The sequence below is a fragment of the Exiguobacterium sp. s7 genome (assembly GCF_018618195.1).
Classification (GTDB): domain Bacteria; phylum Bacillota; class Bacilli; order Exiguobacteriales; family Exiguobacteriaceae; genus Exiguobacterium; species Exiguobacterium mexicanum_A.
Genome location: NZ_JACSLO010000003.1, coordinates 206,621 through 220,656, shown reverse-complemented (window position 1 = coordinate 220,656; position 14,036 = coordinate 206,621). Strand labels below are relative to the sequence as shown.

Annotated in this window: 13 protein-coding genes, 1 riboswitch and 1 other annotated feature; of the genes, 9 read left to right on the top strand and 4 right to left on the bottom strand. The window is 51.7% G+C overall.

Going from position 1 to position 14,036, the window contains the following annotated elements; genetic code table 11:
- The first annotated feature begins 12 nt into the window (after positions 1 to 12).
- Both KNP79_RS06185 and KNP79_RS06180 read left to right on the top strand, forming a co-directional pair.
- Entirely contained in the window at positions 13 to 504 is a 492-nt protein-coding gene (locus KNP79_RS06185; protein ID WP_034780837.1) for a YajQ family cyclic di-GMP-binding protein, read from the top strand.
- Positions 501 to 1,079, top strand: coding sequence for a metallophosphoesterase family protein (locus KNP79_RS06180; protein WP_034780835.1), 579 nt, complete (start codon positions 501 to 503; stop codon positions 1,077 to 1,079). Before KNP79_RS06185 ends, KNP79_RS06180 begins: the two co-directional genes overlap by 4 nt.
- 37 nt (positions 1,080 to 1,116) lie before the next feature.
- On the opposite strand, the gene argS is transcribed toward KNP79_RS06180, so the two are convergent.
- Positions 1,117 to 2,799 carry an arginine--tRNA ligase gene (gene argS, locus KNP79_RS06175; protein WP_215191583.1) on the bottom strand — a complete coding sequence of 561 codons (1,683 nt, stop codon included), beginning with the start codon at positions 2,797 to 2,799 and terminating at the stop codon, positions 1,117 to 1,119.
- Positions 2,800 to 2,851: 52 nt separating this feature from the next.
- Positions 2,852 to 3,064 (bottom strand) — a binding site (T-box leader).
- Positions 3,065 to 3,216: 152 nt separating this feature from the next.
- Here argS and KNP79_RS06170 point away from each other — a divergent pair.
- Entirely contained in the window at positions 3,217 to 4,896 is a 1,680-nt protein-coding gene (locus KNP79_RS06170; RefSeq protein ID WP_251132894.1) for a GGDEF domain-containing protein, read from the top strand.
- Between the two features lie 96 nt (positions 4,897 to 4,992).
- A riboswitch (SAM riboswitch) is annotated at positions 4,993 to 5,088 on the top strand.
- A 52-nt stretch (positions 5,089 to 5,140) separates the two neighbouring features.
- Positions 5,141 to 6,442, top strand: a complete 1,302-nt coding sequence (locus KNP79_RS06165) for a Na+/H+ antiporter NhaC family protein (protein WP_215191581.1) — start codon at positions 5,141 to 5,143, stop codon at positions 6,440 to 6,442.
- A 21-nt stretch (positions 6,443 to 6,463) separates the two neighbouring features.
- On the opposite strand, the gene KNP79_RS06160 is transcribed toward KNP79_RS06165, so the two are convergent.
- Positions 6,464 to 7,114, bottom strand: a complete 651-nt coding sequence (locus KNP79_RS06160; RefSeq protein WP_034780827.1) for a TVP38/TMEM64 family protein — start codon at positions 7,112 to 7,114, stop codon at positions 6,464 to 6,466.
- 222 nt (positions 7,115 to 7,336) lie between these two features.
- Here KNP79_RS06160 and trhO point away from each other — a divergent pair, with 222 nt between their 5' ends.
- The 4 genes from trhO (at position 7,337) to ald (ending at position 11,409) form a co-directional block, all read left to right on the top strand.
- Positions 7,337 to 8,278 (top strand): oxygen-dependent tRNA uridine(34) hydroxylase TrhO, encoded by a 942-nt coding sequence (gene trhO / locus KNP79_RS06155; protein ID WP_034780826.1) that lies wholly within the window; start codon positions 7,337 to 7,339, stop codon positions 8,276 to 8,278.
- A 117-nt stretch (positions 8,279 to 8,395) separates the two neighbouring features.
- Positions 8,396 to 8,821, top strand: a complete 426-nt coding sequence (locus tag KNP79_RS06150; RefSeq protein ID WP_131434844.1) for a divergent PAP2 family protein — start codon at positions 8,396 to 8,398, stop codon at positions 8,819 to 8,821.
- A gap of 102 nt (positions 8,822 to 8,923) precedes the next feature.
- Positions 8,924 to 10,147 (top strand): PucR family transcriptional regulator, encoded by a 1,224-nt coding sequence (locus KNP79_RS06145; RefSeq protein WP_215191579.1) that lies wholly within the window; start codon positions 8,924 to 8,926, stop codon positions 10,145 to 10,147.
- A gap of 131 nt (positions 10,148 to 10,278) precedes the next feature.
- Complete coding sequence (ald, locus tag KNP79_RS06140) at positions 10,279 to 11,409, top strand: alanine dehydrogenase (protein WP_034780820.1); 1,131 nt, start codon at positions 10,279 to 10,281, stop codon at positions 11,407 to 11,409.
- 89 nt (positions 11,410 to 11,498) lie between these two features.
- Here ald and murB read toward each other — a convergent pair whose 3' ends face one another.
- Positions 11,499 to 12,419 carry a UDP-N-acetylmuramate dehydrogenase gene (gene murB / locus KNP79_RS06135; RefSeq protein WP_034780819.1) on the bottom strand — a complete coding sequence of 307 codons (921 nt, stop codon included), beginning with the start codon at positions 12,417 to 12,419 and terminating at the stop codon, positions 11,499 to 11,501.
- Between the two features lie 154 nt (positions 12,420 to 12,573).
- The gene (locus KNP79_RS06130) at positions 12,574 to 13,224 is read right to left on the bottom strand and encodes a diacylglycerol/polyprenol kinase family protein (protein WP_034780817.1); all 651 of its coding nucleotides are present in this window, start codon (positions 13,222 to 13,224) and stop codon (positions 12,574 to 12,576) included.
- Between the two features lie 149 nt (positions 13,225 to 13,373).
- Here KNP79_RS06130 and KNP79_RS06125 point away from each other — a divergent pair, with 149 nt between their 5' ends.
- Positions 13,374 to 13,997, top strand: coding sequence for a DUF1836 domain-containing protein (locus KNP79_RS06125; RefSeq protein ID WP_034780815.1), 624 nt, complete (start codon positions 13,374 to 13,376; stop codon positions 13,995 to 13,997).
- The last annotated feature ends 39 nt before the right edge of the window (positions 13,998 to 14,036 follow it).

Genomic DNA, 14,036 nt, shown 5'->3' with positions numbered 1-14,036 from the left:
GATGGATGAAACATGGCAAAAGACAATTCTTTTGATATCGTGTCAGAAATGAACCTCGAAGAAGTGAAGAACGCGATCCAAATCGCCGAGAAAGAAATTTTAAACCGTTACGACTTTAAAGGATCGAAGAGTGAGATGTCACTCGACAACGGCGACCTCGTCCTCGTCTCAGATGACGACTACAAGCTCGAGCAATTGAAGGACGTCATGATCTCGAAATTGATCAAGCGCGGCGTGCCGACGAAAAACCTTGACTACCAGAAAATCGAGCGCGCCCTCGGTGGCACCGTCCGTCAACGCGTCAAGTTGAAGAGCGGTATCGATAAAGACGATGCGAAAAAAATCAACAACGCCATTAAAGAATCAAAATTGAAAGTGAAGTCGCAAATCCAAGACGATCAAATCCGTGTGACAGCCAAGTCGCGCGATGACCTTCAAGCCGTCATGCAGCTCGTCCGTGAGCTCGAATTGTCCGTCGATGCCCAATTCACAAACTACCGATGAAACTCGCCATCATCAGTGACCCACATGGTTCGTTTGATGATTTGAAAGCCGTGCTCGAGTCGGTCCGGCGTGAGACAGAGCATATCCTCTGCCTCGGCGATTTATATGAATGCCACATTGGCAAAAAGCGACGGAACGAACGGTTCCACGAAGTGTCCGACGTCGTGACGTACGATCCGGATTACGAGGCGCTGCTCACGTTCCCGAGCCTGCGTGGCAATCAAGAAGAACGGATTGACGAGGTGCTCGTCGTGTCGCATCCAGTTAAGACGCGGATTTCATTATTACCGGAACAGACGACGCTCGATGAGGCGTTGTTCTTGCATGGCCATCAAGTGAACTGGAGTCCGGACTGGGAACCGATCGTCGAGAAAGGCAAGTATCCGCTCGTCTTTATCGGCCACAGCCATATCCCGGGGATTTACCGGAAAGGCCGTTCGATTCCCTGGGAAATCGGGAAACCGTTCACATTGAAGAAAAAACGGTACGTCATCAACGTCGGCGCCGTCATCTTCGACCGGGAATGGTGTTTGTACGATACAAAAACCCGGACAGTCACACGAATGAAGGCATAGGAAAAGGGACCCCCTCAAAAGGGTCCCTTGTTTGTGCTTACATTTCTTCTGGAGCTTGAACACCGATCAAACGGAGTCCTTCTGTCAATACGATCGTCACCGCTTTGACGAGGGCGAGACGCGACTGTTTACCAGCATCTTCTTCGAGTACACGGACATGGCCGTAATACTTGTTGAACGATTGCGCCAAGTCGAGGACGTAACGGCTGATGATAGACGGTTCACGGCGCTCATGGGCACGTGTGATCACGTGTGGGAACGCGTTGAGCATCGTCACGACGCCCCACGTGTGGTCGTCATCCGCACCCGTGAATGTCGAGCCGTCGTAGTTGCCTTTACGGAGGAGCGAGTTCGCACGCGCGTTCGTGTACTGCACGTACGGGCCTGTCTCGCCTTCAAACTTGAGCATGCTGTCGAGGTCGAACTCGATGTTGTTGATGCGCTCGTTCTTCAAGTCGTGGAAGATGACCGCGCCGACACCGACCATACGTGCCACATCGTCCGCGTTCGCAAGTTCTGGGTTCTTCTGGGCGATGTTGCCTTGAGCTTTCTCGATTGCTTCTTTCAGCACTTCTTCGAGCAGGACGATGCGACCTTTACGTGTCGACATCTTTTTCCCTTCTTGCAAAATCAAACCGAACGGCACGTGGTGCATGCCATCGACGAAGTCGTAGCCGAGTTTACGGAGGACCGAGAACAACTGCTTGAAGTGAAGCGCCTGTTCGCCGCCGACGACGTAGTTCGCTTGGACGAAGTTATACGTCTCATGACGATAAACGGCCGCTGCCAAGTCACGTGTCGCATAAAGCGTCGCGCCATCTTTCTTTTTAATCAAGCATGGCGGCAAGTTCTCGTCTTCGAGTGAGACGACCATCGCCCCTTCACTTTCGACGAGAAGGTTCTTCTTTTCGAGCATGGCGACGATGCGGTCCATCTTGTCGTTGTAGAACGCCTCCCCGTGGAAGCTGTCGAACTCGACGCCGAGCAAGTCGTATACTTTTTGGAACTCTTTGAGCGACTCGTCACGGAACCACGTCCATAGCTCTGTCGCTTCTTCGTTGCCATCTTCAAGTTTCTTGAACCAAGCACGGCCTTCGTCCTCAAGTTCCGGTTGCGTCTTCGCCTCTTCATGGAAGTGAACGTAAAGCTTCAACAATTCGGCAATCGGATGCTCACGTACCGCTTCCTCGTTGCCCCATTTTTTATAGGCGACCATCAGTTTTCCAAACTGTGTCCCCCAGTCCCCAAGGTGGTTGACCCCAACGACGTCGTAGCCGTTTTTACGGGCGATCTGGTTAATGGCGTTCCCGATTACCGTTGAACGGAGGTGTCCCATCGAGAACGGTTTGGCGATGTTCGGTGACGAGAAGTCGGTCACGATTGTCTCGTTGCGGGTTGCGTGCGTCGCATAGTCCGCTTTTTCGTCGAGCACCATGTTGATGATTTCTTGTGACACGACGTCACGGCTCAAGAAGACGTTCACGTATGGTCCAGCCGCCTCGACTTTTGTGAACAATTCATCGTTCAAATCGTTCGCGATATCAGTCGCGATCATGACCGGCGCTTTCCGGTAGGCTTTCGCGAGTTGGAAGCAAGGGAAAGCAAGGTCCCCGTGTGCCTCATGTTTTGGTTTTTCAATTAGAGCTTCAATTTGGTCAAGCGTCAACTCGTCCCCGATGACACGGGACAAGGCTTCCGCATATTTGCGTTCATAACTCATTACAATTCCTCCTTATAAAATTTTCATAAAAAAAACGCCCTTTGCACAGATGCAAAGAGACGGGATGGCCCGCGGTACCACTCTTCTTGCCTGCTTGACGCAGACCGCTTTATCGGTGATAACGGGGGTCCCCCGGCTACGCCTACTAAGGTTCGGGCAGCATCTCAAAAGTGCGTTTCGCGATGTTTGTCAGCCTAGGCTCTCACCAATCCCTAGGTCGCTTTGTTGACGGAACGATCGTTACTCTCTTTTTCATCGACTTTCGTCTATGTGGTTGAAAAGCAATTTCATTATAGAGGATATTTCATATAGACTCAATGCTAGAATTCCGCCATTATGATGAATAGGCAGGACTCGGGCATGATTGTGCCGAATCTCCTACCATACATATCGAATTTTCCCACATAGGAGGGAACCATGAACCATTTTCGCAAGATGTCCGTCCTTGGTTGGAGCATATGGAGTGTTTTACTCATATCGACAATCACCTTGTTCGCCACAGGCGTATTGAACATACCCGCCATCGAGCCGTTGCCGTTCATCTTGATCGCGCTCCTTGTCATCATTTTTCAAATGGACTCCATCGAACGGAAAGGCGTCTACTTCACGTTTTCGGAAAGTATCGTCCTCATCATTTTCTTGTTTTTTGATTTCGAGACGGCGCTTTTCGTCAATCAGATTGGTCTCCTCGTCTTCCAGTTCGTCAACTTGAAACCGCGCGTCGCGCTTCGACGCTTCCGCTTCACGTATCCTTGGAACGCCATCACGTCTTTCTTGGAGATTGCCATCCCAGCCGGTGTTTACTTGGCGCTTGGTGGTGTGACCGGTCTCGGCTTCTATTCTCAAGACTCGTTCCTGCCGCTCGCCGGTTTGATTCTGGCCATCATCTTGAACACGGTCGTGCAAAAGTATCAAGTCGGTTGGTGGTTCCGCGTCGACATCCCGGTCCGCGATTTTCTGAGCATCGCGTTTTATACGTATATCGTCAGTCTCGTCTTCATTTTGGCGGCCTCGTTGTTCCGGGAGACGAATTTACTAGTCGTCAGTAGCATCGCTGCCGCGTTGACGTTCTTCATCAAGCGGCTCATCATCCAAAAAGGCCGGCAAGACGCCTTTAAATCGTTGATTGAACAGTATGATGAGGCAAAAGAAGCCGTGTCGTTATCGCAGAGCGAGGCGCAAGCCATCGAAGTGTTTCTCAGTCAATGTGAGCGGCTCAATCACTATGACGAAGGGTTCGTCGAGTTTAAACTGTTCGACCGTACCCTGTACTTTGATTTGAAGACGCGTCAGCCGATTGACCGTCACATCGTGTTCGATTTGCTCGATCACGCTTATCCGAACGAAGCCTCGGTCGAATATGAGATGCGCTTCGAATGGGACGCACCACTGTCGAACGAATTTGACGACGACTATCATAGTTTCATCTCGGTTCGGTCCGAGGAGATCGAAGGGATTCGCACGTGGCTCGTCATGACGGGTGAACACGTCTATGGGTATCCCCCGACCATCCAACGTGAAATCGTCAAACTTCTCAAGTCGTTCAACCGGACGATCAGCCGTTGCCATGAGCGCGACCGTCTTTACACGGAAAGTCGGACCGACAGCTTGACGCTGCTCGCGAATGCACGCGCGTTTTACGAATACGGGATTCAACAAATCTCGGACGGTTCGATGTATCCGATTTCGGTCGCGATGCTCGACATCGACTTTTTCAAAAAAATCAACGATGTGCACGGACATCAAGTCGGGGACAGTGTGCTCCAAGAGTTTGGACGGCGGATTCGCCAGGCACTCCGCACCGAAGATTTTGCCGCCCGTTACGGCGGTGAAGAGTTCATCTTGCTATTGAATCGTTGCGATGTCGAACAGGCAATCGAGATCGCCGAACGGATCCGGCAACAAATCGAGAACAAACCGTTCCACGTCGACGGAATCGATATCCCCGTCACCGCTTCGATCGGTGTCGACACGATTCAGGCGTTCGGTGACAAACGCCTCGACGATACGATCCGTAACGCTGACCGGGCCCTCTACGTCGGCGGGAAGTACGCCGGACGCAACCGCGTCGCCCATTACAATTTCTTAACGACCTGACTCACCCCCACGTTCACCGCGTGGGGGTTTGCTATTGACAAGCGGATTTGAAACAGGTACGTTAGGGAACGTGTCTTATAATTAAATATCACAACTTTTTTATCAAGAGAGACTGAGGGACTGGCCCAGTGACGTCTCGGCAGCGGGTAACCTGTGCCAAATCCAGCGAGCAGTCTGCTCGAAAGATGAAAAAAGTGTTTTCTTGTAGAGAGAGCCTTTTTTCAGAAGGCTCTCTTTTTATTTTATGAATGAGGTGAATCGATTGGAACAACCGACAGCTAACAAATGGGCACTATTGCCTTTGCTCGTCTTCCTCGTCTTCTTTATCGGGGCAGGCATCTACTATAACGACTTTTATAAATTCCCGGTCCTGATCGCGGCGTTGATCGCGGTCATCGTCGCGGCGATGATGACGAAAGGCAGCGTCACTCAGACGGTCGAGCGTGTCGCCCAAGGTGCGGGGAACCCCGGCATTTTGATCATGGTCTTCATCTTCTTGCTCGCCGGAGTGTTCTCGAGTGTCGCCGAAGCAATCGGCGCAATCGACGCGACCGTCAATGCGGCGCTGACATTTTTACCGTCCTCGCTTCTACTGAGCGGTTTATTCGTCATCGCGGCTTTCATCTCGATGGCGATGGGAACGTCGACGGGCACGATTGCCGCCCTCGCCCCGATCGCGCTCGGTATCCACGAAGAAAGTGTCGTCAATATCGCCATCGCGGCGGCTGCCGTCGTCGGTGGTGCCATGTTCGGGGACAACTTGTCGTTCATCTCGGACACGACAATCGCTGCCGTCCGGACCCAGCGTACCAATATGCGTGACAAATTCCGAACCAACTTTTGGATTGTCCTCCCGGCCGCCCTTATCACAATCGTCCTCTTATCGGTGTTATCGAGTGGAGAATCGACTGTCGATGCAGCCGCGTTCGAATGGTATAAACTCATTCCATACCTCGCCGTCATCGCTCTCGCCTTGACCGGGTTGAACGTCATTCTCGTTTTGCTTGGCGGGATTGCCTTGACCGGCATCATCGGTTTGATCGATGGGAGTTTGGCTGTCACTTCATACGTCACGGCTATGGCAGACGGGATGATGGGTATGGCCGAGATTTCGCTCTTGACGCTCCTCATGGGCGGACTCGTCGGACTCATCTCGCATAACGGCGGGCTCACTTACTTGCGTGACGCGCTCACGTCGCGGATTCAAAAACGTGCCGGTGCCGAATGGAGCATCGCCGGGCTCGTCAGCGCGACGAACGTTGCGACGGCGAACAACACGATCTCGATTCTCGTGGCCGGTCCGCTCGCCGCCAATATCGCCGACACGTATGACATCGAGCGAAAGAAATCAGCGAGTGTGCTCGACATCTTCTCGTGTGGCGTCCAAGGCCTGTTGCCTTATGGGGCACAGCTGCTCATCGCCGCCGAATTGACGAATACGGCGTCACCAGCGCTCGTCCCGTATATGTTCTATCCATTCCTGCTCTTCATTTGCGGAGGGCTGGCCATCGTCTTTAACTTCCCGCGTTTCAAAAAGCGCGCCTGACCAAAACGACCCTTTGAAGCACTAGCTTCGAAGGGTCGTTTGACGTTTCGTTTCACGTTCACGTTGAAGTTGTTCGTTGCGTTTTTTGAAGGCGCGCCGCTTGAGCAATTCCTCGAGGCCACGGCTGATCGCCCAAAGAACAAACAGTAACAGTCCAAGCATCGATAAGCGGAACGGACTTTGAATAAACTCTTCCCACTGGTCACCAATGACCGAAAAAATCAAGACGACAAGCAGTTTCCCGAACCCCGCCGCCATGATGAATGTCCGAAGCGGCATTTGAATGAGGGCAAGTAAGTATGTGATCAAACTGACCGGGATGAACGGGAGCGAATATAAAAACCCAAGCGAGATCGGGCTCATATGGTTGATGCGTTCCAGCCAATATACCCCTTGTTTATGTTTTTCGAGCCACCGTGTCATCGGTTTACGGAATACGTAACGGACGGCTGTAAAGACAAGAATCGTCCCTAGTAAACTACCGACCCAAGACAATAACGTCCCGAGCAAGAACCCATACGTGGCCGCGTTCGCCGAAATGATGAGGACGAGCGGAAGAAATGGAAAGATCGCCTCAAGGAACGGCGCCCCTAGTCCTGCCCATGGGCCTCCCGGAAGCTCTTGCAGCCATTCAATCAGTTGGATAATCCATTGTTGGAGTGATGTGAGCATATCAGTTTCCACCTTCGACTTTCATTAATACCTTTTACCCGATTTCGCTCAGGAAGACGCATCCCCCTGCACGCCAGTAAAAAAAATAAAAAGTATTTGCGAAATTTCGCTGTGATATCTATCATATAATATGGACTTGTGGTTGCAGGCAAGTCCGCTCGTCGAACGACACAACCCAACGTTCGTTTTCCTGCAAAAAACTGAACACAGGGGAGTAATAACATGGAAACAAAACCAATGCGGGTCTTGCTGTACTATAAGTACGTCAACATCGAAGACCCAGAAACGCTCACACAAGAGCACCTCAAGTATTGTAAGGACCTTGGCATCAAAGGACGGATCTTGATTTCTTCCGAAGGAATCAACGGAACGTGCTCTGGGACTTGGGAACAGACCGAGCAATACATGAACGACTTGAAAGCGAACCCGCTTTTCAGCGATATCGAGTTCAAAATCGATGAAGTCGAAGAGCATGCGTTCAAAAAAATCTTTGTCCGTCATAAGAAAGAGCTTGTGACGTGGCGCTTTGATGGTGAGTTCGACGTTCCTAAACAGCACGGTGCGTACCTCGAACCGGCAGAATGGAAAGAGATGATGAATCGCGACGATGTCGTCATCCTCGATGTTCGTAACAACTACGAGTACGATCTTGGTCACTTTAAAAATGCGATCAAAATCGACGTAGAGGCTTCTCGTTACATGCCAGATTGGCTCGAAGAGAACAAGGACCTCTACGAAGGGAAAACCTTACTCACGTACTGTACCGGAGGCGTCCGTTGCGAGAAATTTACCGCATATATGCGTGACCAAGGTCACGACAACATTTTCCACCTAAAAGGCGGCGTCGCCATGTACGGCAAAGACGACGCCACGAAAGGCGAAAATTGGGAAGGCGAGCTCTACGTCTTTGACGAGCGCATCAACGTCCCAGTCAACACGGTCAATCCGTCGGTTGTTTCCGAGTGCATGCACTGTGGGACGAAGACGGTCCGTTACGTTAATTGTGCCAACCCGGTGTGTAATGCTCAACACTTCTGTTGTGAAGAGTGTGAACCGAAACAAATGCGTTCATGCTCGAAAGAGTGCCAGGAGCATCCACGTAACCGCTATATCATCGAGAATATCGCGGACAAACTTCAGGAGACTGAAGGCGTCGTCGGGTAACAAAAATCGACCGAGAAGCACTTCGAGCCTATGCTCGAGGTGCTTTTTTTGACAAAAACTTTACGTCTAGTGCCTGAAAGAATCGGGTATAGTGTAGATACCATTGTCAGACAGGAAGTGAATCGATTGCTCTTTAACGAACCTTTACTCGCCGCCTTGCTCGCGTGGTTCATCGCCCAAGCGGCCAAGCTCGTAACCGAACTCATTAAAACACGAGATTTTGAACTTGAAATCATGTTTGCCTCAGGTGGGATGCCAAGTTCCCACTCCTCGACCGTCGTCGCATTGACGACCGTGATCGGGCGTATCGAAGGGCTCGACTCCAGCATGTTCGCGCTCGCCCTGATTTTCGCGACGATCGTCATGTACGATGCGACCGGTGTCCGGCAAGCGGTCGGGTTCCAAGCCCGTTTGTTGAACGACTATTTCAAAGGCATCAAACATGAGACACCGATTTTAAATGAGTTGGTCGGTCACACCCCGTTCCAAGTCATCGTCGGTGCCCTGCTCGGTCTCGTCATCGGATTGTTTTTCCCGATTTAAGCTGAATTTTAGAGGCATGTCGCCCCTTCTTCTCAAAACACTTCCATCTTTTTGTGAACTTTCACAACAGAGACGGTATAGTGAGAGAGAGGAGGAATCGACATGCCTTTTTTGCAGAAATCTTATGAATCGCTCGATACACTCGCCGAAGCAATCGGACAAGCGATTCGGGCCCCAATCACGATTGAAAATCGCCACCACCAGTTGCTCGCCTACAGCACCCACCCCGACTCGACCGACCCGGCCCGCATCGCGACCATCATCGGCCGTCGTGTGCCGGAAGCGGTCATCGAGGACTTATGGGAAAGTGGAATCCTGCAAGAAGTGATCGACCGAGACGAACCGGTCGTCATCCCAGCCCGGGTGGCTGTCGGTTTAGGCGAACGTGCCGCTGTCGTTATCAAACAACAGGACGATGTGCTCGGTTATATTTGGAGCCTGGCCCGAACGACCCCGTTCTCGGAACAAGAGCTCACTGTGTTAAAAGAAGGCGCGAGCATCGCTAAAAAATTGCTCATGACCATCGCCATGCATGAGCGGCGCATCGATGCCGAGCTCGAGCGTTTCTTTTTAGAGGTGTTGGCCAGCCCCAATTTGTCGCCCGCTCATCGCGATCGTTTGAACGAACTCGCCCCGATTGCTGTCGCCAGCCGACTCACCATCATCGAGTGCGGCCAACCGATCACCCCACAGCTGGCGGAGCGATTGTTTTATGTTCTCGCGACCCAACAAGCGATCGAGGTCGTGTTGCACGCCATCGATGGTCAACAGCTACTCGTCTGGCATTATATGAAATCGGAGTTAGCCGAGGAAGAGACGGCACTTTTGCAGTGGGCCAATCGCTTCGAGACACAGCTCCGAGAGAAATTCACGGAAGTCGATCCACGTTTAGGCGTCAGCCGTCGTTTCTTTGAGAGCGACATGCTGTATGCCGCGATGGAAGAAGCACGACAGGTCACGTCGCTTCGTCGGAAGTTCCCCTATGAGCTTGCCGCGACGCACACGTTCGAACAAATCGGGATTTATCAGCTCGTCCCAGATCTCGCTCGCCGAATCGGGCTTCGGCTCGAAACGCATCCGACCATCGAGCGTTTGCAGGCATATGATGTCGCCCATCATACCGAGCTCGTCACGACGCTCGAGTGGTATTTCTATTTTGATGGGAACGTCAAACGCGTCGCCGCCCATCTTCACATCCACCCGAATACCGTGCTCTATCGGATTCGCCGCATCGAGGAACTGACGAATATTACGCAAGTCTCACTGCCCGAACGAGCCGCTGTTTACCTCGCCATCAAGGCAGGCCAATACCGACAAGATGATTGATGCCTGCTTTGTGATTTTTCACAAAGTGGGCATTGTCATTTTTAGAATCCATGCTAAAGACAGCGTTTTCGGATGGGGCTATACTAGAGGTGTGAACAAATTGTATCAGTAGAGAGAAAGGGGAACTTTACATGAAAATCGGGGTATTGAAAGAAATCAAAAACAATGAAAACCGCGTCGCCTTGACGCCGATGGGTGCAGCCGTATTAACTGAGCTTGGACACGAGGTTCTCGTCGAGACGGAAGCCGGTGTCGGGAGCGGCTTCACGAACATGGAGTATGTCGATGCAGGGGCGACAATCGTCGACACAGCCGCAGACGTTTGGGGAAACGTCGAATTAGCGTTGAAAGTAAAAGAACCGCAACCGTCTGAATATCGTTATTTCCGTCCGGACTTGACGCTCTTCACCTACTTGCACTTGGCAGCCGAACCAGAACTCACGAAAGCACTCGTCGATTCAGGCGTGACGGCGATCGCTTACGAGACGGTTGAAATCGACCGCACGTTGCCGCTCCTCACACCGATGAGCGAAGTGGCTGGACGGATGGCCGCTCAAATCGGGGCCCAAATCCTTGAAAAACCGCACGGCGGAAAAGGGATTCTCTTGTCTGGCTTGCCTGGCGTACCGCGTGCGAACGTCACCGTCATCGGGGGCGGTGTCGTCGGGATGAACGCAGCCCGCATCGCTATCGGTCTCGGTGCCAACGTCACGATCATGGACATCAGTCCAGCCCGCCTGCGCCAAATCGACGACCAATTCGGTAACACGATTAACACGCTGATCTCAAACAGCTACAATATCGCCAAACAAGTGGCTGACAGTGACCTCGTCATCGGGGCCGTGCTCATCCCGGGCGCGAAAGCACCAAAACTCGTCACGAAAGAAATGGTCCAACAGATGTCACCAGGATCGGTCATCGTCGATGTCGCCATCGACCAAGGCGGAATCTGCGAAACGATCGATCACATCACGACGCATGACGCACCGACGTATGAGCGCTATGGCGTGCAACATTATGCCGTCGCCAACATGCCTGGTGCCGTCCCACGCACGTCGACACTCGGTTTGACGAACGCCACGATGCCGTATATCGTCGAGTGCGCTCAAAAAGGGATTTTCCCGGCGCTTCGTGAAAACGCGGCGTTACTCAAAGGCTTGAACGTCATCGACGGGACAGTCACGTATGAGGCTGTCGCGCGTGACCTCGGCTACACGTTCGTGGCGCCTGCTGAAGCGGTCACAAAACAATTACAAGCGTAAGGACCAAACCGACAGAACTATTCTGTCGGTTTTTATGTCGTCACATCATCAAAAAACGCTCGAACCGGTTGGTTCGAGCGTTTTCGTGCTTATGCGTTTTCGACGGCGATATCCTCACCAATGATTTTGACTTCTGGTTCAAGCTCAATCTCGAACTTCGCCTTCACCGTCGCTTGGACGTGACGGATGAGCGAGATATATTCAGTCGCCGTCGCTTCATCGATATTGACGATGAATCCGGCGTGCTTGAGCGAGACCTCCGCCCCGCCAATCCGCTTCCCTTGTAGGCCGCAGTCTTGAATCAATTTACCGGCAAAGTAACCAGGCGGTCGTTTAAAGACGCTACCACACGATGGGTATTCAAGCGGTTGTTTCGACTCGCGCTTGTGCGTCAAGTCATCCATCACTTCTTTGATCGCCTCATAGCCGAGCGGCTCGAGTTCGAACGTCGCTTCGAGGACAATCAGCCCGTCTTTAGAAACTCGGCTCGTCCGATAATCGAGGTCGAGCTCTTCTTTCGTGAGCGTCATGAGTTCGCCTTCTGGTGACAAGACGACCGCGCTCGCGATGACGTCTTTCGTCTCTCCACCGTAGGCGCCTGCGTTCATGTAGACTGCGCCACCGACCGTCCCCGGGATGCCACAGGCGAATTCTAAGCCTGATAGTTCCTCGGTGAGCGCTTGGCGTGACACATCGATGATGGCCGCGCCGGCTTGGGCGATCAATTGATTCCCATCGCGACGAATCGTTTTCAACTCGTTCAAGTTCAAGACGATTCCGCGAAGGCCGCCGTCACGGACAATCAAGTTTGATCCAAACCCGAGAATCATGAACGGGACGCTCTCGCGATGAGCAAGTTCAAGCACGGCTTGTACTTCCTCGTACGTGTGCGGGGCCACGAAATAATCGGCCTTCCCGCCTAATTTTGTATACGTGTGTGCCGACAGTGGTTCGTCTTGGTTGACGCGATCGGCCGGAATGATAGTAAGTAGTTGGTCTAAAAAGCTCATGCGTTGCCTCAATCCTTTACGTTCTATTTTAAGCATGCCTCGGTTTGTCAAGAGAGAGGCAAACACGTCACTGAATGATTTCAGTACGAAACACAGTATACAAATCTTTGACAGGGGTGACAAGCAACGTTTTCTTTACAATGAAGCAATTAGTTTATAGCAATAATGATGTAGCTACTGCCACCACGATAGGAATTGTGAAATTATCCCAGTCCCGATACGAAATCGCTTCTGTCAACGTAGCGATAATGGAAATGATGAATCCATATGTTACCACTTGCCAAAGTGGAACATCATCCCACAAAAACAATAAAAAGAGGACAGCGTACGAACTGAGGAACATGGCCATGCTCCCTTGAAACGAGCGTTTCTGTCCGTATAAGTCGTACGTCACTGTACCATATTTACGTCCAATCAGAGCGGCCAACCCATCTCCCCACGCCAAAACGAGCGATCCGGCCAAAAAAGCGAGCGGCTCCGATTCGAAGAAAAAGTACAGGATGACGAGCAAGGCGATCGGATAATAGACGGTACCGAGTGATTTGCGCTCCGTCTGGTGGACCGGTGACGGACTCTTATAAAGAAGCAATGCGTTCGCAAACGTGAAGAAGACGAGCGGGACGGCTGCGACGTACCAAGTCTCCATTAACCAGACTGCAAGCAGCGACCAATGGCCGACCGCGATATGTACACTCTTTCGAATTGTCTCATCCGTCCAGCCGAGGCGTTTGCCAATCTGTTCAAGACCGACGAGAAACACCAGGACAATGACGATGGACAGGATGGAACTGACCCATTCATTCATCGTTGGACCACCTTTATCTACATTTTTTTATACGTTTCCATTATACCTTAATCAGGCGATAGCCTAGCTTCCTTTTCAAACATTTGGTAGAATGAGGTCAAATGACTGTATAGCCAACGGACGTAGGTGGCTATAGAAAGGATGCCTGTATGCGCGACGCAATTTCGATTCAAACTTTGGCTGATTGCCTTCATTATATGCGGGTTGGCGACGTAGACCGGGCCATCTCTCTCTTCCCAGAGGACGTGCGTGAGCATTTCCCGAAAGAACTTCGCAAAATTCATTTGTTTCATATTGAAAAGAACGGATTGTCGATCAATCAAATCGTTGCTTTGGCGAACACGTTGACGGGGGAACACTTATCCGCCACCACGATCCAAAACTGGACGAAACGAGAGGTCCGGAAAATCATCGGAGTGCCCCGGGTCGGTAAAAAGTACTCGCTCCAACAAGCGGCCATCATTTATTTACTCGATGATTTGAAGCACTTGTTCTCGCTAGAAGAGACGAGTTCGCTCCTGGCGCTCATCTTCAACAACCCTGACCGTGATGAAGACGACCTCATCTCACCGATCGACTTTTATCGTCTCTACGCCGAGTACGCCAAGTCGACGAGCCCGATCGAGCTCCTCGACACCCGTGCGAAGCGTTCAATCGAGAAGATGGGCTATACTCACCCGAACATCTTGCACGTCCTTAAACTCTGTTTATACGCGCACCGCGTGACGACCCTCGAGATCGAGGCCAAACATTATTTGAACCGCTTCATTTGACCACGTCGAATGGAGCTTTTTTTCATAAAAAAACACCAG